Raw genomic sequence first — 22554 nt, forward strand, 5'->3', positions numbered from 1 at the left:
GCCGCTCAGCCGGCGAACTGGTCGGTCGCGCGGATCAGCCGGTCGAGAATACCGGGCTCGCTATAGGCATGGCCGGCGCCTTCGATGAGGTGCAGTTCCGAGCCGGGCCAGGCCTTGTGTAGTTCCCACGCATAGCGCGCCGGGCAGGGCATGTCGTACCGCCCCTGCACGATCACGCCGGGAATGCCGGCGAGGCGCCCGGCATTGTCGAGCAATTGCCGCTCCTTGAGCCAGCAACCATGCACGAAGAAATGGTTTTCGATGCGCGCGAAGGCGAGCGCGTAATGCGCATCGGAATGATGGGTGGAGATCGCTTCGTTCGGCAGCAGGGTAATGGTCTCGCCTTCCCAGATGGTCCAGGCCTTGGCTGCCTCCAACTGCGCGACCGTATCTTCCCCGGTCAGTCGGCGACGATAGGCGGCGATGAGGTCTTCGCGCTCCGCCTCCGGAATGGGGGCGAGGAAGCGCTCCCATTTGTCGGGGAACATCTCGGAAACGCCGAACTGGTAGTACCAGGCCAGCTCCGCCTTCGTCACCGTATAGACCCCCCGCAGGATGAGTTCGCTCACGCGCTCGGGATGCGTCTCGCTATAGGCGAGAGCGAGGGTCGAACCCCATGATCCGCCGAAGACCAGCCATCTCTCGACACCGATCTTCGTGCGCAGCCGCTCGATGTCGGCGACCAGATCCCACGTCGTGTTGGCCGTGAGGTCGGCATAGGGCCGAGAACGGCCGGAGCCGCGCTGGTCGAACAGCAGGACATCGTAGCGGGCGGGGTCGAACAGGGAGCGGTGCGAAACCGAGCAGCCCGCGCCGGGCCCGCCATGCAGGAACACGGCTGGCTTGGCGCTCGGCGTACCGCAGCGCTCGTAATAGATGTGATGGCCGTCGCCGACATCGAGCCAACCGGATTCGTAAGGCTCGATGTCGGGATACAGGGTACGCAGCTCGGACATGAAAGGGGCTCGATGAGGGTTGGACTCAATGGAACGGACGGAGGAGCAAAGCAGAGCACCCCACCTTCCCGCCTGCAACGCCCGTGCCCGTTCGCACATCGGGGCAGGCTGGCCCGAACGACACACCCCGGGACAGAAGCGTCGCGGCGGCAAGGTTCTGATAACGTTCGCGTCATAACGGATGGACAGGACGCGCGCGATCACCCCCATTCCTGTGCGGCCGGAATCAAGTCATGGAGGCATACAGTTGATCGGGCGACGGACTTTCGTTTTAGGGGCTCCCTTCGTGCTGGCGGGCTGCGCGACCTCGGAGCGCTCCAGCCTCTTCGGCACCGACACCGGCTTCTCCACGCCTTACAGCGTCATGTACGGGGCCATCACCACCGAGCCCTTCCCGGTGCCGGCCGTGGATATCTCGCAGATCGACCCGCGCTTTCTGCGCCGGGAGGTCGATTATTCCAGTCCCTATCCGGCAGGAACGGTCGTGGTCGATATCGCTGATCGCCATGCCTATGTGATCCGCGGCGGCGGTCGGGCGATCCGTTACGGGGTCGGCGTCGGGCGTGAGGAGGCATTCAATTTCCAGGGCACGGCGACCATCGGGCGCAAGGCGCAATGGCCGCGCTGGACGCCCACCCCCGACATGATCCGCCGCGAGCCGGAGCGCTACGGACCCTATGCCGGCGGCATGGCTGGGGGCGCGAACAATCCGCTCGGCCCCCGCGCACTCTATCTCTATCGCGACGGACGCGACACCTTCTATCGCCTGCACGGCACCACCGAGCCGGAGACCATCGGAACCATGGTGTCGTCCGGCTGCGTCCGCTTCATCAACCAGGACATCATCGACCTCTATGGCCGCGTCCCGGTGGGTTCGAAGGTCGTGGTGCTCTCCTGACCCGGCCAAGCCCCTGCAAGGTTGCCCGTGACCGCATGGTTCCCTCCGGGTAACCAGCGCAGACCAATGTGCCGTCTTTCGGCGTGGCGATACGGTCTCTATTGTAGACCAGCATCACCGCAGAGACGAAAGAAGGAGAACATTCATGGCGAGCGAACCGAGGATCCTCGTGACGGGCGCGACCGGCCAGCTTGGCCGGCTCGTCGTCGCAAACTTGGCTCGGACGGTCGATCCGGCGCGCATCGTCGCCGGCCTGCGTCGTCCCGAAGCGGCGGGCGATCTCGGCGCGCAGGGCATCGAAGCCCGGGCGGTGGACTATGAGAAGCCGGAGACGCTGGCCGCCGCCTTTGACGGCATCGACCGCCTGCTGCTCATCTCGTCCAACGCCATTGGCGAACGGGCGACCCAGCACGCCAACGTCATCAATGCGGCGAAGGCGGCCGGCGTTGGCCTTGTCGCCTATACCAGCCTGCTCCATGCCGACACCTCGCCGCTGCCCTTGAGGGCCGAGCATGTCGAGACCGAGCGCATGCTCGCCGCCTCCGGTCTTCCGCACGTCCTGTTGCGCAATGGCTGGTATGCTGAGAACTATAACGGGTTCATCCCCTCCGCGCTGGAGCATGGGGCGATCGCCGGGGCCGCGGGCGAGGGACGTATCGCCGCCGCCGCCCGCGCCGACTATGCCGCTGCCGCCGCGACGGTGCTGGCAGGCGAGGGGCATGCTGGCAAGGTCTATGAACTTGCGGCGGACGAGGCCTTCACCATGGCCGGATGGGCGGCGGCATTGACGCAGGCATCCGGCAAGGCCGTGGCGTATCGCGACATGGACGAGGCGGATTACCGCGCCTTCCTTATCGGCGTCGGCCTGCCTGCATCCGTCGCTGAACTGCTCGCCACCTCGGATGCCGGCGCGGCGAAGGGTGGCCTGTTCGACGAGAGCCATACCCTGAGCCACCTCATCGGCCGGCCCACCACGCCGCTCGCCGACGTGCTGGCGGCGGCGCTGAAGGGCTGACCGCCTGAAACATCGGCAGTGCTGCGCAAAGGTCGTGCTGGCAGCGCCGGCGCGAAGCAGGTAAGCAGGCGCCATCGAGATGCCTGCCGAACCCGCCATCCCCGCCGCGGGTTTCCGGTGACTTGCGGAGCCTGGCCATGACGTCCGTCACCTCCGACAGCTATGACCTCGCCGTCGTCGGCGCCGGTGTCGTCGGCCTTGGTCATGCGCTGGCAGCCGTCCGGCGCGGGTTGAAAGTGGTCGTCATCGACCGCGACGCCCGCGCCAATGGCGCCTCGATCCGCAATTTCGGCTTCGTCACCGTTACCGGCCAGCAACGCGGCGAATGCTGGCGCCGGGCGATGCGCTCGCGCGACATCTGGGCCGAGATCGCACCCAAGGCCGGTATCGAGGTGGTCCATCGCGGCCTCTTGGTCGCGGTGCGCCGTCCCGAGGCCGTCCCGGTGCTGGATGCCTTCATGGCAACCGAAATGGGGGAGGGCTGCGCGCTTCTCACCCCGGACGAGGCCCGGACCCGGCTTCCCGCGCTCAATGGCGATCTGTCCGGTGCTCTGTGGAGCCCGCACGACTTGCGGGTCGAATCGCGCGACGCCATTCCCAAGCTGGCTGCGTGGCTCGCCGGGCAGGGGGTAGCGTTCCGTCGTCTCACAGCGGTCAACGGCGTCGAGCCCGGGAAGGTCGAGACCTCCGCCGGCCCGATCCGTGCGACGCGCATCGCGGTCTGCCCGGGCGATGATTTCCACAGTCTGCTGGAAGGGCGCTTCGAGCCCTACAGGCTGACGCGTTGCAAGCTGCACATGCTGCGCGTGACGGATCCGGGCATCGGTACGCTGCCGGGCTCGGTGATGACCGATCTCTCGCTCGGCCGCTATCTCGGTTATGCGGAACTGCCCGAAGCCGCCGCCCTCAAGGCGCGCCTTGCCGCGGAGCAGGCGGAGCATCTCGCCAATGGCGTTCATCTTATCGTCGTGCAGTCGGCCGATGGTTCGCTCGTGGTGGGCGACAGCCACCACTATGACGCGACGCCCGATCCCTTCGCGCCCGAGCACGTCGATGACCTCATCCTCGACGAATATCGGGCGCTGTTCGGTCGAACGCCTCGCGTCGTCGAGCGCTGGATCGGGACCTACGCCTCCGCCGACGATCGGCTCGCCTTCATCGACCGGCCCGACCCCGCGATCCGCCTCGTGGTCGTGACGAGCGGAACCGGCGCCTCCACCGGCTTCGCCATTGCCGAGGAGGCCGTGGCCGAATTGTTCGACTGATACCGTTCCACCTGCTGACCCCCGCCTCGCAAGGGAGCCGACTGCCATGGCCTTGAAAGCGCTGATCCTGGATTGGGCCGGTACCGCCGTCGATTTCGGCTCTCGTGCCCCGATGGGCGCCTTTGTCGAAGCGTTCTCGCGCGTCGGGGTGACGATCTCCATCGACGAGGCGAGGGGCCCCATGGGCCTGCCCAAGCGCGACCATGTGGCGGCTCTGCTCTATGCGCCGGCCATTTCCGCCCGCTGGCAGGACGCGCACGGCTCAGCGCCGACGGAGGCCGATGTCGACAAGGTTCTCGCCATCTTCGAGCCTCTGAACGTCGAGGTCATCGCCGAGCATGCCGACCTCGTTCCCGGCCTGCTCGACGTGGTCGGTGCCGCCCGCGCGCGGGGCATGAAGATCGGCTCCACCACCGGCTATACCCGCCCGATCATGGAACGGCTGATGCCGCTGGCCGCGGCCGCCGGCTATAGCCCGGACAATGTGGTGTGTGCGGGCGATCTCGCGGCGGGCCGACCCAGCCCGTTGATGATGTACCGCACCTTCGCCGATATCGGCGTGTGGCCGCCCGAGCATTGCGTGAAGCTGGACGATACCGAGCCGGGCATCGCCGAGGGGCTTGCCGCGGGGACGTGGACCGTCGGCCTCGCGCTCTCGGGCAACGCTGCCGGGCTTTCCAAGGCCGAACTCGACCGCCTGCCCGCCGATGAGCGCGCCGCCTTGCGTGCGCGGGCGAGCGACCGCCTGATGCGGGCGGGGGCGCATTTCGTCATCGACACCATTGCCGATCTCTCCCCGGTGCTGGAGGCGATCGAGGCGCGCCTTGCGGCCGGGATGAAGCCCTGAGCGGCGCAACGGAGCTTTCAACGGCCGGCTTCGGGCCGCCCATGGCGCCCGAAGCCATTGCCGCACCGTCGCCCATCCTCTAAACCGCGCGCAACGACTGACATTGCAGGAACGGCGCGCATCATGGCCAAGGACAAGATCAACCGACTGAAGGCCCGGCTGCCGCGCGGGCTCGCCGATCGCGGCGAGACGGAACTCGCCGCCACCCGCGAGATGCTGGAAACCATCCGCCGGGTCTATGAGCTCTATGGTTTCGAAGCGCTGGAAACGCCCTTCATCGAATACACCGACGCGCTCGGCAAGTTTCTTCCCGATCAGGACCGCCCGAATGAGGGCGTCTTCTCCTTTCAGGACGATGATGAGCAGTGGCTGTCGCTGCGCTATGACCTGACGGCTCCGCTCGCCCGCCATGTCGCGGAACATTTCGACGCGCTGGCCAAGCCTTTCCGTTCCTACCGGGCGGGATGGGTGTTCCGCAATGAGAAGCCGGGTCCGGGCCGCTTCCGCCAGTTCATGCAGTTCGACGCCGACACGGTGGGTGCCCCCACCGTCGCCGCCGATGCCGAGATCTGCATGATGATGGCCGACACGCTCGACGCGCTGGGCCTCAACGGCCAGTACGTCATCAAGGTGAACAACCGCAAGGTGCTGGACGGCGTGCTGGAGGCGATCGGCCTCGGCGGCGAGGAGAATGCTGGCCGTCGCCTCACCGTGCTGCGCGCCATCGACAAGTTCGACAAGGTCGGCATCGAGGGCGTGCGGGATCTGCTTGGCGAGGGTCGCTGGGAGAACCCGGCGGCCAAGAGCGGCGATTTCACCAAGGGTGCGGGACTGGACGGCGCGCAGAGCGAGATGGTGCTTGCCATGCTGCAACCCGGCGGGGCGAGCGGCATCGACAACGCCGCCTTCGCCGCGGGCAGCGCGGAGCTCGCCGAGATCGGTAGCCTCGTTGCCGCTGCCGGCTACGCCGACCGGGTAAAGATCGATCCGTCCGTCGTCCGCGGCCTCGAATATTACACCGGCCCGGTCTTCGAGGCCGAGCTCACCTTCGAGGTGAAGGACGAGAAGGGCCGCCCCGTGCGGTTCGGATCGGTGGGCGGCGGTGGGCGCTATGACGGGCTCGTGGGGCGGTTCCGCTCCGAGCCGGTGCCGGCGACCGGTTTTTCCATCGGCGTCTCGCGCCTTGCCGCGGCACTCACCACGCTGGGCAAGCTGGGCAGCAAAGCCATCGCCGGCCCGGTGGTCGTGCTAGTGATGGATCGCGACCGCGTCGCCGACTACATGACGATGGTAAGCCGGCTCCGCAGTGCCGGAATCCGTGCCGAGATGTATCTCGGCAACCCGAAGAACATCGGCAACCAGATGAAATATGCCGACAAGCGGGGCGCACCCTGCGTCGTCATCCAGGGCTCGAACGAGCGCGAGGCGGGGGAGGTCCAGATCAAGGACCTGATCGAAGGTGCGAAGGCGGCCGAGGCGATCACCGACAATGCGGAATGGCGCGAGGCCCGGCCGGCGCAGTTCTCCTGCCGGGAGAGCGAACTGGTCGAGAAGGTGCGCGAGGTTCTTGCCCGGCACGATTTCGGCTGAAGACATGCGGCGCGCCGGCAGGCCCGGCCTGCCGCAGGCCGTGTTATCCGCGCTTTATGGACCCGCACCGCCGGCTTCTGCTAGAAGGCGCCGTCCGCCCGACGCCCGGCTGATCGCGTGCCGGGCGGCAAAGAGAATAAGGAATTGAGCGTGACCGCCCCCCTCTCTTCCCCGGCCGCCGGCCTTTCGCGGCTCGACGAGTTGATGGCCCTTTATGCCCGCGCCGGCTTCGCGCGGGTGGAGCCTCCGGTGCTGCAACCGGCCGATGCCTTTCTCGACCTGTCGGGCGAGGAACTGCGCAGGCTCATGTTCCTCACCTCCGACGCCGAGGGCCATGAGCTGTGCCTGCGGCCGGACATCACGCTTCCGGTCTGCCGGCACTATCTGGAGAGTGGCGCGGCGGTGCCGGCGGATTTTGCCTATCTCGGTCCGGTATTCCGGTCCAACGCGCCGGGAGGGGAGTTTCTGCAGGGCGGGCTCGAATCCTTCGGTCGCACTGATCGCGAGGCGGCGGACGCTGAGGTGATGGCGCTCGGGCTTGAGACGGCGGCGCTGTGGGGCGTGGTGGATCCGGTCATCCGCCTCGGCGATGTCGGCCTTTTCGCCGCTCTGATGGAAGCTCTCGCTTTGCCGCCGGGCTGGCGCCGCCGCCTGACCAAGGATTTCGCGCGAGCCGGCGATCTCGGTGCGGACCTCGCAGCGCTGCGGCACAAGCCGGATGCGAACGGCGTCTCCGGCCATGCCGGCGTGCTCTCCGCACTGGCCGGCTCGGACCCGGAGGCGGCGCATGCCCTCGTGACCGACCTGCTCTCCATCGCTGGCATCTCGACCGTCGCCGGCCGCACCGTCTCCGAGATTGCCGAGCGCTTTCTGGAGCAGGCGGCCTCCGGGGCCGCCGAGGGCCTGCCGTCCGAGACCGTCGCGGTGCTGGAAGGCTGGCTTGCCATCGAGGGCGAACCCGATGGTGCCGCGGCCCGGCTGCGCGCGCTGGCCCGGGAGGCGGGGCTCGATCTCGGAGCGGCGCTCGACAGCTTCGAACAGCGCACCCATTTCCTCGCCGCGCAGGGCGTCGATGTCGGTCGCGTGCGCTTCGCCGCCGCCTTCGGCCGGCCGCTCGACTATTACACCGGCATGGTGTTCGAGCTGCACCCGATGAGCGGCACGAGCGCCGATGTCGAGCCGCCACTGGTCGCCGGCGGCCGCTATGACGGGTTGCTGGCCCGCCTCGGCGCCGCTTCCGCCATTCCCGCCGTTGGCTTCGCCGTGTGGCCCGCGCGGCTTGCGGCGCTGGAGGCCGCCCGATGAGTTCGTCTGCTTTGATCGTCGCTGTTCCCTCCAAGGGCCGGCTTCAGGAGAACGCCTCCGCCTTCTTTGCGCGCGCGGGCATGTCGCTCTCGCAGTCGCGTGGGGCGCGGGATTATCGGGGCACCATGTCCGGCGTCGCCGGCGTGGAGGTGGCCTATCTGTCCGCCTCCGAAATCGCGACCCAGCTTGCGGTGGGGCAGGTGCATCTCGGCGTCACCGGCGAGGATCTGGTGCGCGAGGGCATCCCCGACGCGGATTCCAAGGTGCTGCTGGTTGAAGGGCTGGGATTCGGCCACGCCAATGTCGTGGTCGCGGTGCCGCAAGCCTGGATCGACGTGCGCACCATGCGCGACCTCGACGATGTCGCCACCCATTTCCACGCCAGCCGCGGCCGGCGGATGCGGGTCGCGACCAAATATCTGAACCTCACCCAGCGCTTCTTCGCCCGCCACGGCATCACCGACTACCGGATCGTCGAGAGCCTGGGCGCCACGGAAGGCACGCCGGCGGCCGGCACCGCCGAGCTGATCGTCGACATCACCACCACCGGCTCGACGCTGGCGGCCAATGCCCTGAAGGTGGTGGAGGACGGTGTGATGCTGCGCTCCGAGGCAAATCTCGTCGCTTCGCTGAACGCGGACTGGAACCCCGATGCGCGTGCCGCGGTCCGGGCGCTGCTGGACCGGGTGACGGCCGCCAAGCGCGCCGCCACCATGCGGGAGGTGAAGACGCGGTTTTCGGCCTGCGATTCCGATGTGGTGGCGGAGGCCGCGAGCCGTTTCCGAGCGGTGGCGCCGTTCGGCGCGCCGACCTCGTCCGGCATGGTCACGCTGCATTGCCCGCCCGACACGCTCCATGAACTCGCCGTGTTTCTGCGCGGGAAGGGTGCTGCGACGGTTTCGGTCGGTCCGCTGGATTATGTGTTCGCCGCCGAGAACCCGCTCTATGAGCGCCTCGAGGCGCGACTGGCTGCGATCGGCTGAACGTTTCGGCTCGCAGGCCGGGCAGGCTCAGGCCGTCGCGGTCCGGTCCGCCAGCGTGACGCAGGCGAGGGCCTCGTCGGTGAGGGCGTCTTCGAGCGCCTGTTCGCGGGCGTCGGCTTCCCCCAGCGCATGGCCGAACAGGATGAGGCAGGGGCCCTCCGCCCCGGCCTTTACGGCGTCTTCCAGCGCCGGCGCGAGCGTGCCGACCGTCGCGAAGACCTGCCGCTCCTCCGGCCGGGTCGCGGAGAAGATCGCGATGGCCGGCGTGACGGGATCCAACCCCGCCGACATCGCCTTGTCCGCCAGCTCGGCCCAGGTGCGTTGGGGCATGTAGACCACCGTGGTCGCGGCGGGATCCGCCAGCGCCGCCCAGTGCAGGTCGCGCGGCAGCTTGCCGTCGCGGGCATGGGCGGTGATGAATTGCAGCCGGCGCGCATGATCGCGATGGGTCAGCGACACCGCCATCCGGCTGGCCGCGCCCTGTCCGGCCGAGATTCCGGGCACCACCTCGACGGCGAGGCTGGCGGCGCGGGCGGCGGCGATTTCCTCGCCGGCACGTCCGAAGATCATGGGATCGCCGCCCTTCAGCCGCACCACGCGCTTGCCCTGCCGGGCCAGCGAGATCATCAGCGCATTGATGTCGTCCTGCTTGCAGGAGGGGCGGTAGCCGGTCTTGCCGACCAGCATCTTCTTCGCCTCGCGACGGGCGACATCGAGAATGGCGGGGGCGATGAGATCGTCATAGAGCACGACATCGGCCGCCTGCAGCACGCGCACGGCCTTCAGCGTCAGCAGTTCGGGATCGCCGGGACCGGCACCGACCAGCGTGACGGAGCCTTTCTCGATGCCGGTGCGCTCGCTTTCCGCGCCGGCGAGCAGTGACTCGCGCAGCGCGAGCGCGGGCTCGATGTCGGGCGCGGCCAGCGCACGCGCGGTGAAGCGCTCCCAGAAGCGGCGGCGGCCGTGATAGGAGAGGCCGAGCGCGGCGACCGACGGGCGCCAGCTTCGCGCGGCGTCGGCCCAGGCGCGAAAGCCACGGGGAATCACCGCCTCGATCTTTGCGCGCACCGCCTGCCCGAAGACCGGAGCAGCGCCGTCGGTCGAGATGCCGATGACCAGCGGCGAGCGGTTGACGATGGCGCCGAACGCGAAGTCGCAGAAATCCGGCTTGTCGATCACATTCACCGGTACTCCGGCGGCGCGGGCGGCGGCGGCGAATCGGGCGGCATCGTCGTCATCGGGAAAGTCGCCAATGGCGAGCGCGGCACCACGCAGGTCATCCGGCGTCCAGTCGCGGGATATGTGGCGAATGGGGCCGCCCGGCGGGGTGGCGATCAGGGCCAGAAGGTCCGGGCAGGGATCGGCGGCATAAAGCGCCACCTCGGCGCCGGAGGCGGAGAGAAGCTCCGCCTTCCACGCAGCCGCATCCGATCCTCCGGCGAGCACGACGCGACGACCGGCCAGCGCAAAGAACACAGGAAGCCGCGCGAGCGGCTCCATGCGGGCGCCGTTCCGCTCGGAAGGATTCCGCTCCGCCGCATCCGTGCCGCGGGTCTGCTCGCTCGTCGTCATGTGGTGTCCGTGCGCGGCCGGCGGGGTTCACGGCCTGTCCTGCTCATCGACTAGACTACCATGAAATCTCGTGCAATGCGAAAATCCACGAGAAAATCCGTTCAATGTCCCTGCCCGCTCATTTTGTTATTGGCGTCGTCATTCGTCTCCTTCGGCGTGTCATGCCCCTTGTCGGCGATCCGGTCGGTCCAGGCGAGCACGATGCCGGAGACGACGAAGACGATGTGGATGACGACGAGCCAGAACAACTGCTTCTCGTCGACGCCCTTGTCGAGGTTCATGAACGCCTTGAGCAGCGCGATGGCCGAGATCGCGACGATCGAGGCGAGGAGCTTCTGCTTGAGCCCGGCGAAATCGACCTTCGTCATCCATTCCGGCCACTCGGAATGGCCGGCGGTGTCAATGCGCGAGACGAAATTCTCGTAGCCGGAGAAGATGACGATGATGACGAGGCTGCCGGTAAAGGTGAGATCGATCAGCGCCAGGATGCCGAGGATGATGTCCGTTTCCGACGACCCCATCGCGTGGGTGACGAAGTGGAACAGCTCCACGCCGAACTTGAACACCAGCACCACAAGGGCGATGACGAGACCCACATAGAAGGGGGCCATCAACCATCGGCTGATGAAGATGAAGCGCTCGATGAGCTTTTCCAAAGGCATGGCTCCCACTGATCGTCAGGGACCATGGGTGCCATGCTGCGCCGCACCGTTCAAGAGGCGCGACGTAGCGTAAGGCGAGGCAAGAGCTCACCATGCGGCCGCTCAGGCCGATACGCCGACCCCGCCGGGGCACGAGACTCCGGTGCCGCCAAGCCCGCAATAGCCGCTCGGGTTCTTCTGCAGATATTGCTGGTGGTAATCCTCGGCGAAATAGAAGGTCGGGGCCTCCACGATCTCGGTGGTGATCGGGGGGAAGCCCTCCGCCTTCAGGGCCGCTTCATAGGTGGCGCGGCTCGCCTCGGCCTCGGCACGCTGTCCGGGCGTAGTGACATAGATACCGGAGCGGTATTGCGTGCCGACATCATTGCCCTGTTGCATGCCCTGCGTCGGGTCGTGGTTCTCCCAGAACACCTTCAGCAATTCGGCAAAGCTGATCCTGGCCGGATCGAAAACCACCAGCACCGCTTCGGTATGGCCGGTGCGGCCGGTGCAGACCTCCTGGTAGGTCGGATTCGGGGTCGGCCCGTTGATGTAGCCGACCGCGGTAACCCACACGCCCGGCACCTTCCAGAACTTGCGCTCCGCACCCCAGAAGCAGCCGAGTGCAAAGATCGCGGTCTCGTAGCCGTCGGGGTAGGGCCCCTTGAGCGGATTGCCGTTCACGAAATGCCGCTCGGCCGTGGGCAGGGGCGTGGAGCGGCCGGGCAGCGCCTCGGCCGGGCTCGGGATGTCGAGGGACTTCTTGAAGAAGAACATTCGCAGCTCCTCGCGTTTCTGGCCGGTAATGTGGGCATCGCGCCGCTTTCGCGCCAGAGCCGGGGAGCCGGCGGCGTGATCCGGTCAGCGCAGGACCGTCACTTTTTCGCGCGGCGTGCGGCCGAGCAACAGAAGCAGGATGCCGAGCACGGCGAGGGAGGCAGCGAGCGGCGTCATCAGTACCGGCACGCCGACATAGTCCCAGATGCGCGGCGACAACCCGGTCTCGACCGCGTGCTGGATACGGGTAAGCGAAGAGGCGTTGAGGGCGAACCACGCTTCCCCAAGCCCGGTCATCACCAGTTCGGATGAGGCAATCGAGCGCGTGCCATCAACCACCAGCGCGACAAAGCCGCCGGCAAGCAGCCAGAGGCCGATGAAGCGCAGCAGGAATCGGATCATTCGGCGTCCCTTCAGCAGGATTGGCCTTCAGCAGATCGGCCCTCGGCAGGATTGGCAACGCATCCGTCCATGCCATCTAGGCCGGCCCGGCGGCCGGCGCAACCGCGGGGCGGCCGGAGCACCCGGCGGGTTTGACAGGCGGCGCGTTCGATTTTATGTGAGTGATCGTTCACTCATTTGAATTCGGGCGAGAAGACCCGGATGATGGAGGAAGCGCCATGTTCACCCGGCTTATGGTCGCGCGCCGTTTCGCACCTTTGTTCTGGTGCCAGTTCTTCAGCGCCTTCAACGACAATTTCGTGAAGAACGCGCTTGCCCTGCTGATCCTCTACAGGATCGGCCAGGAGAATGGCGGTGCGCTCGTCACCTTCGCCGGCGCGCTCTTCATCCTGCCCTTCTTCCTCTTCTCCAGCCTCGGCGGCCAGCTTTCCGACCGCTACGACAAGGCGCTGATCGCGCGGCGGCTGAAATTCGTCGAGATCTGGGTGGTGCTTCTCGCCTCGGTCGGCTTCGTGCTGCATTCCCTGCCGATGCTGTTCGCCGGCCTGTTCCTGATGGGCACGCTGAGCGCCCTGTTCGGGCCGCTGAAATACGGCATCCTGCCGGATCATCTGGCGCGCGAGGAGCTCGTGACCGGCAATGCGCTGATCGAGACCGCGACCTTCCTCGCCATCCTCGCCGGCACCGTGGCCGGCGGCGTGGCGGTGGCGGAGGGCAGCCGCTGGACGGTGGCGGCGATCACCTTCCTCTTCGGCGTGGTGAGTTGGCTCTCTGCCCGCCTCATTCCCCGCACCGGGGAGCGGGCCCCGGACCTCGTCATCGACCGCAACATCTTTCGCGGCACGGCCGAGCTGCTGCGCGACCTCAAGGCCAACCGTGCCGCCTGGATCGGCTCGCTCACGGTGAGCTGGTTCTGGCTGGTGGGGGGGGTCATCCTCTCGCTGCTGCCGACCCTGGTGAAAGAGGATATCGGCGGGGCGGAGAGCATCGTCACCCTGTTCCTGTTCCTCTTCACCGTCGGCGTCGCGCTGGGTTCCGGCCTTGCCGCCAAGCTGTCGGGCGATCGCATATTGCTTGCCATCGTGCCGGTGGCCGGCGTGCTGATCGGCGTTTTCGCCGTCTATACCGGCTGGGTGATGAGCACGGCGCAACCCGGCCCGGAGCCCATCGGCTGGTATGCCTTCCTCACCAGCCGGCTCGGAATCCATGCGCTGATCGGCCTTGTCGGCCTTGCCGCGGCGGGCGGCCTGTTCGTGGTGCCGACCTTCGCCTATGTGCAGGCCGAGGCGGACGAGGCGAGCCGCGCCCGGGTGATCGCCGGCAACAACGTGCTGAACGCCGCCTTCATGGTGGTAGGGGCCGTCATCATCGCGCTGTTCCAGCTCGCCGGGCTCGGCGCGCCGCTCCTGCTAGGCGCCATCGGCGTGGCGACGCTCGTCGTCGCGGTGCTGGTGGCGCGGGCCTTTGGCGGCCATGTGCTGCGTGACCTGGTGAAGCTGGTCTTCCGTCTCGCCTATCGCGTCGAGGTGACAGGCTCCGAGCATCTCAAGGGTGCCAGCGGGCGCACCGTCATAGCCATCAACCATGTGAGTTTCCTCGATGCGCCGCTCGTGATGGCGCTGCTCGACAACGATCCGATCTTCGCCATCGATTCCGCCATCGCCACCCGCTGGTGGGTGAAGCCGTTCCTGAAGCTGGTGCGCGCCTTCCCGCTCGACCCGACCCGGCCGCTGGCGACCCGCGACCTCATCAAGCTGGTGAAGGAGGGCGATCCGCTGGTGATCTTCCCCGAGGGGCGCATCACCGTCACCGGCTCCATCATGAAGATCTATGACGGCTCGGCGATGATCGCGGAGAAGGCCGGCGCGGAGGTGGTGCCGGTGCGCATCGAGGGGCTGGAGCAGACCCCGTTCTCGCGCCTCACGCCGGACCAGACGCGCAAGCGGATGTTTCCGAAGGTGCGCGTCACCATCCTTCCGCCGGTGAAGATCGAGGTCGATCCCGATCTCTTCGGCCGCAGGCGCCGGCAGGCGGCTGGCGCGGCGCTCTACGACATCATGTCGGACCTCGTCTTTCGCACCAGCCACACGAACCAGACGGTCTATGAGGCGGTGGAGGAGGTAGCGGAGCGGCTGGGCCGCGGGCGCGTGGTGGTGGAAGACCCGCTCGGCACCGTGCTCACCTATCGCAAGCTGCTGATGGGGGCCAAGGTACTCGGCGGCAAGCTGGCGGCGCAGACCGAGCGGGGCGAAACGGTCGGTGTGCTGCTGCCCAATGCGGCGGGCGTCGCGGTCATGATCCTCGGCCTGCACCGCGAGGGCCGCATCCCGGCGATGCTCAATTACACCGCCGGCCCCGCCAACCTCGTCCATGCCTGCCAGATGGCGAAAATCCGAACGGTCATCTCCTCGCGCGCCTTCGTCGAGAAGGGCAAGCTGGAAAAGGAACGGGCGGCGCTGGAGGCCCATGTCCGTATCCTCTGGGTGGAGGACATCCGCGCCAGCGTGAAGACGGCCGACAAGCTGAAGGCACTGCTGCCCTCGAAGGCGCATCCCGCGGGCGCGGACGATCCCGCGGTGGTGCTGTTCACCTCGGGCTCGGAGGGCGCGCCCAAAGGCGTGGTGCTGAGCCATCGCAACATCCTCACCAATGTCGCGCAGGTCTCGGCGAGGATCGACTTCTCCCCCGCCGACATCATGTTCAACGTGCTGCCGGTGTTCCACTCCTTCGGCCTGACGGGCGGGCTGGTGCTGCCGCTGGTGTCCGGCCTCAAGACCTATCTCTATCCCTCGCCGCTGCACTACCGGATCATCCCGGAACTGGTCTACGCCACCAATGCGACGGCCATCGTCGGAACCGACACGTTCCTCGCCGGCTATGCCCGGACGGCGAATCCGTATGATTTCCGCTCGCTGCGCTTTGTCGTCGCCGGCGCGGAGCCGGTGAAGGCCGAGACCCGCAAGGTGTGGATGGAGAAATTCGGGCACCGCATCCTGGAGGGCTACGGCGTCACCGAATGTTCGCCCGTGATCGCGGTGAACACCCCGATGTTCAACCGCGCCGGCACGGTCGGCCGGCTGCTGCCGGGGGTCGATCACCGGCTCGACCCGGTGCCGGGCATCGATGAGGGCGGCCGGCTCGTCGTGCACGGGCCGAACGTGATGCAGGGCTACATCTTCGTCGACAACCCTGGCCAGCTTCAGCCGCCCGAGGATGGCTGGCACGACACCGGCGACATCGTGGCGATCGACCGCGACGGTTTCGTCGCCATTCGCGGCCGGGCCAAGCGGTTCGCCAAGGTGGCGGGCGAGATGGTGTCGCTGGCGGCCATCGACGCGATGGTGTCGACCCTGCGCCCGGACGCCCAGCATGTCGCGGTGGCGGTACCCGATGCCCGCAAGGGCGAGCGCATCGTGCTGATGACGACGGCGGACGATCTTACTCGGGCCGAGCTGCAGGCCCATGGCCGCGACGTCGGCATGACGGAACTGATGATCCCCGCCGAGGTGCAGGTGCTGGACACCCTGCCCATGCTCGGCACGGGCAAGGTGGACTTCACCACCGCCCGCCGCCACGCCTTGGAGGCGATCGCCGCGCGCACCCGGCCCCAGGCGGAGGCGGGCACATGAGCCCGGCGAAGGAGGCCCGCCGATCGGTGGCGGATCGTCCGACGACCGCCCGCCTTGCGGGTCGGGGCCGCGACGGCGCCGCCACCCGCGCCCGGATAGAGGCCGAGGCGCTGCGTCTTTTCGCCGAGAAGGGTGTCGACCGCACCTCGGTGCGCGACATCGCGCAGGCCGTGGGGGTGGCAGAAGGCGCGCTCTACCGCCACTTCCCCTCGAAGGAGGCACTGGCGCGCAGCCTGTTCCTCTCTCGTTATGGCGAGCTTGCGGCCAGGATCGGGGAGATACGCGCGGCCTTTCCTGATCTGCGCAGCCGGCTTGCGGCGATCGTCACCCACGCCTGCCGGTTGTTCGACGAGCAGCCGGCGCTCTTCGCCTATCTGCTGCTGAATCAGCACGACCATCTTGGCGCTGTGCCGGAGGCGACCTCGGGCAATCTGGTGGAGGCGCTGGCTGTGCTGCTGGGCGATGCGGTGGAGCGGGGCGAGATCCCGCCGCAGAATGTCACCCTTGCGAGCGCTCTGGCGCTGGGCTGCCTGGTACAGCCGGCGGCGTTCGTGCTCTATGGCCGTCTTGCCGGGCCGCTGTCGCTCCATGCCGAAGCGATAGCGGCCGGCATCCGCCGGGTTCTGCGGGGCGAAGAGCCGGATTGAAGGCGATCAGTTCGGCCAGCAGCGCTGAAGGCCGCGACCGAGATGATAGCCGGGCGGGCATTCCAGCACGGGCGGCATCGGCTCGATCCGGGGCCCCGGCGGCACGAAGCCACGCGGCACCTCCTCGACCGGCGCCCAGCCATTCGGCCAGCAGCGCTGGCCGCCGCGTCCGAGATGATAGCCGGGTGGACAGGGGCCATACACCTTGACCACGGCGCTGCCGGCGAATGCCGGGCCGGACGCCAGCGGCGCCGTCGCGATGCCCGCCGAGGCGGAGATGGGCAGCAGCGCCGCCATGGCCGGCAGCGTCAGGGCAAGCGCACGTGTCAGGCTTCGCATCTGGTTCCTCCCGGGGCCACGCCGGCTCCGCGGCCAGCGGAGCGGGATGGTGCCGGAGTTCCCGAGGTTCCGGAAGGAAAAAACGTGAAAACGATCAGAAAGGCAGCTTCATTCCGGGCGGGATCGGAAGACCGGCGGTGAGAGCCTGCGTTTTTTCCTGCACCAGCCGGTCCGCCTTGGTGCGCGCATCGGCATGAGCGGCGACCACGAGGTCTTCCAGCATCTCGGCTTCCTGAGGATTGAGCAGGCTGGGGTCGATGCGGATGGCCTTCAGCGTGCCCTTTGCGGTGAGGGTGATGCCGACCATGCCGCCACCGGCGGCTCCCTCGACCTCGATCATCTCCAGTTCCTGCTGGAGCTGCTCCATCTTGGCCTGCATCTCCTTCACTTTGGACATCATGCCGAGCAGATCTTTCACAGGCGACTCCTTATCGTTTCAAAACTCGATTTCATCGTCCGGACCCGGCCCTTCCGCGAGCGCGGCGACCAAGCCTTCATATTCCTCGTTCGACAGCGCCGGAGCGGCGTCTTCCGGTTCGCGCGAGCGAATGTCGACGATCGAGGCGCCGGGAAACCTGGCCAGCACCGCAGCCACCAGCGGATCGGCCCGGATGCCGGTCTCGAAGGCGTTGCGCTCGGCCAGCACCGTTTCGGCAATCGTGGCTTCGCCGGTCTCGCCGGACACTGCGACCAGCCAGCGCCGGCCCGTCCAATCGGTGAGCCGGTTCTGAAGCTCCTGCACGAGGGCCGCCGAGGCACCGGGCATCAGTGCGATCTCGATGCGCCCTTCCTCGAACGACACCGGCCGGAGCTGGTTCTCGATGGCGAATTTCAGCCGCAGGTCGCGCCGCTCGGCTGCAAGGGTGGCGACATCGGCGAGGCTCGACAGACGCGGGCCGGAAACGGATTCCGGCTGCACAATCGGGGTTGGTCGTGGCGCCGGGTTGCGGCTCGCCATGGACAGGTGTCCGCCGCCGCCTATTGCGGCAGCACGCGGGCCCTCGGGCGGGCCGCCGGGGGAAGATGCCGGACCGCCGCCCGACGTTCCGCCGGATGCGGGTTCGTCGCGCAACTTGCGCAGCGCCTCGTCTGGCGTCGGCAGGTCGCTGGCATAGGCGAGGCGCACCAGCACCATCTCCGCTGCCTGCATGGGCTTTGCCGCCTGCTGGACCTCGGAAAGCCCGCGCGTCAGCATCTGCCAGGCACGCGAGAGCACGCGCATGGAAAGCCCCTGCGCGAAGGTCGCCCCGCGCACCCGCTCGGCCTCGATCAGCGAGGCGTCCTCGGCTGTGGCGGGCAGGATCTTGAGACGGGTCACGAAATGCGTGAACTCGGCGAGCTCGGCGATCACCACCGCCGGATCGGCCCCTGAATCATATTGCTCGCGCATCAGGGAAAGCGCGTCGGCGATCCGGCCGCGCATCAGCGCCTCGAACAGGTCGATCACGCGCGCCTTGTCGGCAAGGCCGAGCAGGCCGCGGACTTCGTCCGCCCGCACCCCGCCGCCCGCGATCCCTCCGGCGCCGGAATGGGCGATGGCCTGGTCGAGCAGCGACAGCGCATCGCGCACCGAGCCTTCCGCCGCGCGGGCGACGAGGCCGAGCGCCTCCGGCTCCACGCTCACGCCTTCGGCGTCGCAGATGGCGGAGAGGTGGGAGGCGAGGACCCCGCCCTCGACCCGGCGCAGGTCGAAGCGCTGGCAGCGCGACAGCACCGTGACCGGCACTTTGCGGATCTCGGTGGTGGCGAAGATGAACTTCACATGCTCCGGCGGCTCCTCAAGCGTCTTCAGCAGCCCGTTGAAGGCTGCCGTCGAGAGCATGTGCACCTCGTCGATGATGAAGACCTTGTAGCGCGCCAGCACGGGCTTGTAGCGCGCCGCCTCGATGATCTCGCGAATGTCGCCGATACCGGTGTTCGACGCCGCATCCATCTCCTGCACATCGACGTGGCGGCTCTCGATGATGTCGCGGCAATGCCTGCCCAGTGCCGGCATGTCGAGCGTCGGGCCGGTCGCAGGCGCGCCGTCGGCGGGCTCGTAGTTGAGCGCGCGGGCGAGGATGCGGGCGGTGGTGGTCTTTCCCACCCCGCGCACCCCGGTGAGGATATAGGCCTGCGCGATGCGGCCGGAGGCGAAGGCATTGCGCAACGTGCGCACCATCGCTTCCTGGCCGATCAGGTCGGCGAAGGTCTGCGGACGGTATTTGCGGGCGAGAACGCGATAGGGCGTGGCGGAGGCGGCGGGGGAAGTGTCGGGCAGGAGGCCACCGGGCGGAAGTCCGTCCTTGCCCGTCAGCGACGGGGCGACGTCATCGGGTGCGGCGCCCTCGTTCATCCGTCGTCCATGCTTGTGAAATGCACAGGTGGGAGGCTGGACAGAGACCCGAGACCGGGCTCGTTGGGGCTGCTTCCTTCCGGACCTGACCCGGTTGGCGAGTGGCTCGTCCACCGCCAACCTCCCGCGCCCTATATCGGACGGATGGCGGCCGGATGCAAGGGGCAGCGGCCGGCTGCGGCGCCGGTGCAGGCACCGCATCCTGTGGACAGTCGGCCGCTTCTTCTTCCGTAGCTGAGTGTCCAAATACCAATTGGAATGATAAGTTATTCTTGGTCGATCGTTCAGATATTCTGGTAATTGTTTGCGAAATTTCAAGGTAAGTCTGATTTTCAATCGCCTGATCACGGTTTCGGGAACTTTCCCTTCCTTGCGCACTTGTAACGGCACCCAACCCGATCATTCCCGTCTCTGTCGAAGGAGGCAGACATGCGCAATATCACTGCTGCGGCTGTATGCGCAGCTCTTATCGCCACCACGCCGCTGCTGGTGCCTGTGGTGCCTGCCCATGCCCAGGGCTTCAACATCGAGGTCGGTCCCAACGGCGTCCGCCCGGTGCCGCCGCCGGATTACGGCTATGACGACGACCGCGGTCCGCCGCCCGGTGCCCGCATGCGCGGGGGCTGCTCGGAGCGCCAGGCCCGTGCCGCGGCCCGCGATGAAGGATTGCGGAACGCCGAGGTGGTCAGCGTAACGCCGCGTTCCATCGTGGTGGAAGGCGACACCCGCCGCGGCCCCGAGCGCATCCGCTTCGCCAACCGGCCCGGCTGCCCGACCCTCGGCTGACGGCGTCGCCCGATTAAAAGCCCGTCATGACCATGGCGGGCTTTTTTACGTGCTGGGCTTCCTGCCGCATCGTCGAAGGTCGGATGCACAATGCGGTCCGCTCGATTAGGGTGGCGCCGCCCGCCGGCCTTTCGGCGCTTCTTCCGTGCAGGATACCCGCTTATGACCAGCCTTTCCTCCGAAGCGACCGGCTCTCTCGGCCTGTGGCCGCATCTCGGCTATGCCGGCTTCCGGCTCGACCGGGTAAGCGAGCGCCGCAGCGAAGCGCCGGCCTTCCTCGCGCGGTCCGACATGGCGGCCTGCCTCATCGCCGGGGAGACGGTGATCCTCGCCCGAAGCGGCGACAGGCTTGGCGCGCTGTTCGACCGGGTGCAGGCGGAGCGTCTTGGCGGGCGTCTCGACGAGGCCTGCCTGCTCGGCCTCGAGGGGGAGGCGCCGCGCTTTGCCCTGCCAGTCGCACCCGAGCGCGCAGCGGCGTTGGCGGACGACCCGGAGCTGCGGCTCAGCGACCTGCGCACCCTCATGGTGGAGAAGCTGCTGCCGCCCGACCAGCTTGGCCTTCTCGCCTGCGCCAAGGCGATGCTGAGCTGGCACGCCCGCCGCACCTTCTGTTCCAATTGCGCCGGCCGGCTGGTGATGGCCGAGGGCGGCTGGCGGCGCGACTGCCCCACCTGCGGCGCCCAGCATTTCCCGCGCACCGACCCGGTGGTCATCATGTCCATCGTCGATGGCGAGCGCTGCCTGCTCGGCCGCTCGCCCCGCTTCGCACCGACCATGTGGTCTTGCCTCGCCGGCTTCGTCGAGCCGGGCGAGACCTTCGAGGCGGCGGTGCGCCGCGAGGTGCGGGAGGAGGCGAATATTCGGGTCGGCGCGGTGCGCTACCTCGCGTCCCAGCCCTGGCCGTTCCCGATGTCGGTGATGATCGGGCTGGAAGGCGTCGCCGAGAGCTTCGACATCACCATCGACCCGGTGGAGCTGGAAGGCGCCCGCTGGTTCAGCCGGGCCGAGCTGCGCTCCATGTTCGAGCACAGCCATCCCGAGGGGCTCACCGTGCCGACGCCGGGCTCGATCGCCCACCACCTGCTGCGCGGCTTCGTCGAGAACCGGGACTTGCCTCCCCGCTGAAAAAGGCGGTCACCGCCAGGGCAGGAAGTGCTTGGAGAGCTTCAGCCCCTGCGCCTGGTAGTTCGAGCCGAGCCCTTCGCCGTAGAGCACCCTGGGCCGTTCCATCATCCGTTCATAGACGAGACGCCCCACGATCTGCCCGTCCTCCAGGATGAACGGCACCTCGCGCGAGCGCACCTCCAGCACCGCGCGGGCGCCGAGCCCGCCGGCGGCGGCGTGGCCGAAGCCGGGGTCGAAGAAGCCGGCGTAATGCACCCGGAACTCACCCACCAGCGGATCGAAGGGCACCATCTCCGCCGCATAGTCCGGCGGCACGTGCACGGCCTCCTTTGAGGCGAGGATATAGAAGGCGTCGGGATCGAGGATCAGTTCGCGCCGGCCGCGCGTCGCCAGCGGCTCCCAATAGTCCTCGACATCCAGCGCCGCCCGGCGATCCACGTCGATGACGCCCGTATGGCGCTTGGCGCGGAATCCGAGCAGGCCACCGAAACCCTCGCCCGACAGGTCGACGCTCACCGCGATGCCGCCCCCGGCCACGTCGGCGTCGGCGCCGTCGACGAGCCGCTCGGCGCGGTTCAGCGCGGCGATCTCCTCCTCGCCGAGCCGGGCATCCCCGGCGCGGAAACGGATCTGCGAGAGGCGCGAGCCCTCGCGCACGAGGATGGGGAAGGTGCGCGGCGAGATTTCGAGATAGAGCGGGCCGCTATAGCCGGCCGGAACGATGTCGAAGGCCCGCGCCCGATCCGTGATGACGCGGGTAAAAACGTCGAGCCGGCCGGTGGAGCTCTTCGGATTGGTGGACGCCGCCAGTTCCGGGGGCAGAGACAGGCTCTCCTGCAGTTCCACCAGATAGACGCAGCCGGTTTCCAGCACCTCGCCGCCGGTGAGGTCGAGCCGATGCAGCGCGAGCCGCTCCAGCCGCTCGGCGACGGTTGCGCCGGGGCCTGGCAGGAAACTCGCCCTTATCCGCCAGGCGGTGGGACCGAGGCGCAGGTCGAGGCTCGCCGGCTGGATCTGGTCGGGATCGGCCGGCCGCGCGAGGCCGATCGCCGCGCCTCCGACCAGCGCGTGGATGGCATGGGCCGGCACGATGCCGACCGCGCCATCCTGCCGTCCCTGCAGCCCGAGATTGGCCACCCGCGCCTCCTGCGACCCTTTGAAAAGCTCTGCTGCGGTGTAGCGGAGCCGCTCTCGGCCGCCAAGCCGTAAAGACGTCAGGCTGCAAAGCTGCTGGCCCATGCGCGGACGATGCCTTGACCCAGAATCGAGAGGGAGCGGCGAGCGTTCGTTTTTCCGAACGGTGCGGTTGACGCCATAGGTTGGCGGGAGTAAGCCGCTCGCATCCGTGGTCAATTTGAGCCCGACCGGCTTGCCGCCACGCTAAACAACGTCGCTAAAAGGTCGGGGCCGCGGCGCATCCTTGTGCGATGGGCGACCCCGTC

20 protein-coding genes, 1 other RNA gene and 1 riboswitch are annotated in these 22554 nt (G+C 67.9%); of the genes, 11 read left to right on the top strand and 10 right to left on the bottom strand.

Going from position 1 to position 22554, the window contains the following annotated elements; genetic code table 11:
• Nucleotides 1-5 precede the first annotated feature (5 nt).
• Nucleotides 6-956, bottom strand: coding sequence for a prolyl aminopeptidase (gene pip, locus MWN34_RS03635; RefSeq protein ID WP_247026595.1), 951 nt, complete (start codon nucleotides 954-956; stop codon nucleotides 6-8).
• 286 nt (nucleotides 957-1242) lie between these two features.
• On the opposite strand from pip, the gene MWN34_RS03640 reads away from it, so the two are divergent.
• The 7 genes from MWN34_RS03640 to hisG all read left to right on the top strand — a co-directional run bounded on the left by MWN34_RS03640 (nucleotide 1243) and on the right by hisG (nucleotide 8859).
• Nucleotides 1243-1854, top strand: coding sequence for a L,D-transpeptidase (locus tag MWN34_RS03640; RefSeq protein ID WP_247026597.1), 612 nt, complete (start codon nucleotides 1243-1245; stop codon nucleotides 1852-1854).
• Between the two features lie 145 nt (nucleotides 1855-1999).
• A complete protein-coding gene (locus MWN34_RS03645) occupies nucleotides 2000-2869 on the top strand; it encodes an SDR family oxidoreductase (protein ID WP_247026599.1) in 870 nt (289 codons plus the stop codon).
• A 137-nt stretch (nucleotides 2870-3006) separates the two neighbouring features.
• Complete coding sequence (locus MWN34_RS03650; RefSeq protein WP_247026601.1) at nucleotides 3007-4134, top strand: TIGR03364 family FAD-dependent oxidoreductase; 1128 nt, start codon at nucleotides 3007-3009, stop codon at nucleotides 4132-4134.
• 46 nt (nucleotides 4135-4180) lie between these two features.
• Complete coding sequence (gene phnX / locus MWN34_RS03655) at nucleotides 4181-4981, top strand: phosphonoacetaldehyde hydrolase (RefSeq protein WP_247026603.1); 801 nt, start codon at nucleotides 4181-4183, stop codon at nucleotides 4979-4981.
• Between the two features lie 123 nt (nucleotides 4982-5104).
• Nucleotides 5105-6571, top strand: coding sequence for a histidine--tRNA ligase (hisS, locus tag MWN34_RS03660; protein ID WP_247026613.1), 1467 nt, complete (start codon nucleotides 5105-5107; stop codon nucleotides 6569-6571).
• Between the two features lie 150 nt (nucleotides 6572-6721).
• Nucleotides 6722-7876 carry an ATP phosphoribosyltransferase regulatory subunit gene (locus tag MWN34_RS03665; protein ID WP_247026615.1) on the top strand — a complete coding sequence of 385 codons (1155 nt, stop codon included), beginning with the start codon at nucleotides 6722-6724 and terminating at the stop codon, nucleotides 7874-7876.
• Nucleotides 7873-8859 carry an ATP phosphoribosyltransferase gene (gene hisG, locus MWN34_RS03670; RefSeq protein WP_247026617.1) on the top strand — a complete coding sequence of 329 codons (987 nt, stop codon included), beginning with the start codon at nucleotides 7873-7875 and terminating at the stop codon, nucleotides 8857-8859. The genes MWN34_RS03665 and hisG overlap by 4 nt, the downstream gene beginning before the upstream one ends.
• Before the next feature lie 27 nt (nucleotides 8860-8886).
• Here the strand turns inward: hisG and cysG are convergent, their stop codons facing one another.
• From cysG to MWN34_RS03690, 4 genes are all read right to left on the bottom strand, one after another.
• Complete coding sequence (gene cysG / locus MWN34_RS03675; protein WP_425532046.1) at nucleotides 8887-10431, bottom strand: siroheme synthase CysG; 1545 nt, start codon at nucleotides 10429-10431, stop codon at nucleotides 8887-8889.
• Between the two features lie 101 nt (nucleotides 10432-10532).
• Nucleotides 10533-11093 (bottom strand): TIGR00645 family protein, encoded by a 561-nt coding sequence (locus MWN34_RS03680; protein WP_425532047.1) that lies wholly within the window; start codon nucleotides 11091-11093, stop codon nucleotides 10533-10535.
• Nucleotides 11094-11195: 102 nt separating this feature from the next.
• A complete protein-coding gene (gene msrA, locus MWN34_RS03685; protein ID WP_247026620.1) occupies nucleotides 11196-11849 on the bottom strand; it encodes a peptide-methionine (S)-S-oxide reductase MsrA in 654 nt (217 codons plus the stop codon).
• Nucleotides 11850-11933: 84 nt separating this feature from the next.
• Nucleotides 11934-12251: a hypothetical protein gene (locus MWN34_RS03690; RefSeq protein ID WP_247026629.1), complete on the bottom strand. Its 318-nt coding sequence runs from the start codon at nucleotides 12249-12251 to the stop codon at nucleotides 11934-11936.
• Nucleotides 12252-12469: 218 nt separating this feature from the next.
• On the opposite strand from MWN34_RS03690, the gene MWN34_RS03695 reads away from it, so the two are divergent.
• On the top strand, nucleotides 12470-15880 hold the full coding sequence (locus tag MWN34_RS03695) for an acyl-[ACP]--phospholipid O-acyltransferase (RefSeq protein ID WP_247026631.1): 3411 nt from the start codon (nucleotides 12470-12472) through the stop codon (nucleotides 15878-15880).
• Nucleotides 15877-16527, top strand: coding sequence for a TetR/AcrR family transcriptional regulator (locus MWN34_RS03700; RefSeq protein ID WP_247026633.1), 651 nt, complete (start codon nucleotides 15877-15879; stop codon nucleotides 16525-16527). Before MWN34_RS03695 ends, MWN34_RS03700 begins: the two co-directional genes overlap by 4 nt.
• Before the next feature lie 6 nt (nucleotides 16528-16533).
• Here MWN34_RS03700 and MWN34_RS03705 read toward each other — a convergent pair whose 3' ends face one another.
• The 4 genes from MWN34_RS03705 to ffs form a co-directional block, all read right to left on the bottom strand.
• Entirely contained in the window at nucleotides 16534-16866 is a 333-nt protein-coding gene (locus tag MWN34_RS03705; protein ID WP_247026635.1) for a hypothetical protein, read from the bottom strand.
• Nucleotides 16867-16960: 94 nt separating this feature from the next.
• On the bottom strand, nucleotides 16961-17284 hold the full coding sequence (locus MWN34_RS03710; RefSeq protein WP_247026637.1) for a YbaB/EbfC family nucleoid-associated protein: 324 nt from the start codon (nucleotides 17282-17284) through the stop codon (nucleotides 16961-16963).
• 18 nt (nucleotides 17285-17302) lie between these two features.
• A complete protein-coding gene (locus MWN34_RS03715; RefSeq protein ID WP_247026639.1) occupies nucleotides 17303-19201 on the bottom strand; it encodes a DNA polymerase III subunit gamma/tau in 1899 nt (632 codons plus the stop codon).
• Between the two features lie 27 nt (nucleotides 19202-19228).
• An RNA gene (ffs, locus tag MWN34_RS03720) (signal recognition particle sRNA small type) lies at nucleotides 19229-19327 on the bottom strand.
• Between the two features lie 303 nt (nucleotides 19328-19630).
• Between ffs and MWN34_RS03725 the strand changes: the two genes are divergently transcribed.
• Both MWN34_RS03725 and nudC read left to right on the top strand, forming a co-directional pair.
• Nucleotides 19631-19987 (top strand): hypothetical protein, encoded by a 357-nt coding sequence (locus MWN34_RS03725; RefSeq protein ID WP_247026641.1) that lies wholly within the window; start codon nucleotides 19631-19633, stop codon nucleotides 19985-19987.
• Between the two features lie 162 nt (nucleotides 19988-20149).
• A complete protein-coding gene (nudC, locus tag MWN34_RS03730; protein ID WP_247026649.1) occupies nucleotides 20150-21112 on the top strand; it encodes an NAD(+) diphosphatase in 963 nt (320 codons plus the stop codon).
• Nucleotides 21113-21121: 9 nt separating this feature from the next.
• Here nudC and MWN34_RS03735 read toward each other — a convergent pair whose 3' ends face one another.
• Nucleotides 21122-22249, bottom strand: coding sequence for a 2'-deoxycytidine 5'-triphosphate deaminase (locus MWN34_RS03735; RefSeq protein WP_247026651.1), 1128 nt, complete (start codon nucleotides 22247-22249; stop codon nucleotides 21122-21124).
• A 198-nt stretch (nucleotides 22250-22447) separates the two neighbouring features.
• Nucleotides 22448-22529, top strand: a riboswitch (SAM riboswitch).
• The last annotated feature ends 25 nt before the right edge of the window (nucleotides 22530-22554 follow it).

The organism is Ancylobacter crimeensis (assembly GCF_023016805.1).
Taxonomy (GTDB): domain Bacteria; phylum Pseudomonadota; class Alphaproteobacteria; order Rhizobiales; family Xanthobacteraceae; genus Ancylobacter; species Ancylobacter crimeensis.

Excerpts from the sequence above, each read along its gene's own strand:
- MWN34_RS03680 (WP_425532047.1), bottom strand. The coding sequence starts at position 11,093 with ATGCCTTTGGAAAAGCTCATCGAGCGCTTCATCTTCATCAGCCGATGG.
- MWN34_RS03690 (WP_247026629.1), bottom strand. The coding sequence starts at position 12,251 with ATGATCCGATTCCTGCTGCGCTTCATCGGCCTCTGGCTGCTTGCCGGC.
- hisG (WP_247026617.1), top strand. The coding sequence starts at position 7,873 with ATGAGTTCGTCTGCTTTGATCGTCGCTGTTCCCTCCAAGGGCCGGCTT.
- MWN34_RS03705 (WP_247026635.1), bottom strand. The coding sequence starts at position 16,866 with ATGCGAAGCCTGACACGTGCGCTTGCCCTGACGCTGCCGGCCATGGCG.
- cysG (WP_425532046.1), bottom strand. The coding sequence starts at position 10,431 with ATGACGACGAGCGAGCAGACCCGCGGCACGGATGCGGCGGAGCGGAAT.
- MWN34_RS03645 (WP_247026599.1), top strand. The coding sequence starts at position 2,000 with ATGGCGAGCGAACCGAGGATCCTCGTGACGGGCGCGACCGGCCAGCTT.
- MWN34_RS03700 (WP_247026633.1), top strand. The coding sequence starts at position 15,877 with ATGAGCCCGGCGAAGGAGGCCCGCCGATCGGTGGCGGATCGTCCGACG.
- msrA (WP_247026620.1), bottom strand. The coding sequence starts at position 11,849 with ATGTTCTTCTTCAAGAAGTCCCTCGACATCCCGAGCCCGGCCGAGGCG.
- MWN34_RS03725 (WP_247026641.1), top strand. The coding sequence starts at position 19,631 with ATGCGCAATATCACTGCTGCGGCTGTATGCGCAGCTCTTATCGCCACC.
- MWN34_RS03695 (WP_247026631.1), top strand. The coding sequence starts at position 12,470 with ATGTTCACCCGGCTTATGGTCGCGCGCCGTTTCGCACCTTTGTTCTGG.
- pip (WP_247026595.1), bottom strand. The coding sequence starts at position 956 with ATGTCCGAGCTGCGTACCCTGTATCCCGACATCGAGCCTTACGAATCC.
- MWN34_RS03650 (WP_247026601.1), top strand. The coding sequence starts at position 3,007 with ATGACGTCCGTCACCTCCGACAGCTATGACCTCGCCGTCGTCGGCGCC.
- nudC (WP_247026649.1), top strand. The coding sequence starts at position 20,150 with ATGACCAGCCTTTCCTCCGAAGCGACCGGCTCTCTCGGCCTGTGGCCG.
- hisS (WP_247026613.1), top strand. The coding sequence starts at position 5,105 with ATGGCCAAGGACAAGATCAACCGACTGAAGGCCCGGCTGCCGCGCGGG.
- phnX (WP_247026603.1), top strand. The coding sequence starts at position 4,181 with ATGGCCTTGAAAGCGCTGATCCTGGATTGGGCCGGTACCGCCGTCGAT.
- MWN34_RS03715 (WP_247026639.1), bottom strand. The coding sequence starts at position 19,201 with ATGAACGAGGGCGCCGCACCCGATGACGTCGCCCCGTCGCTGACGGGC.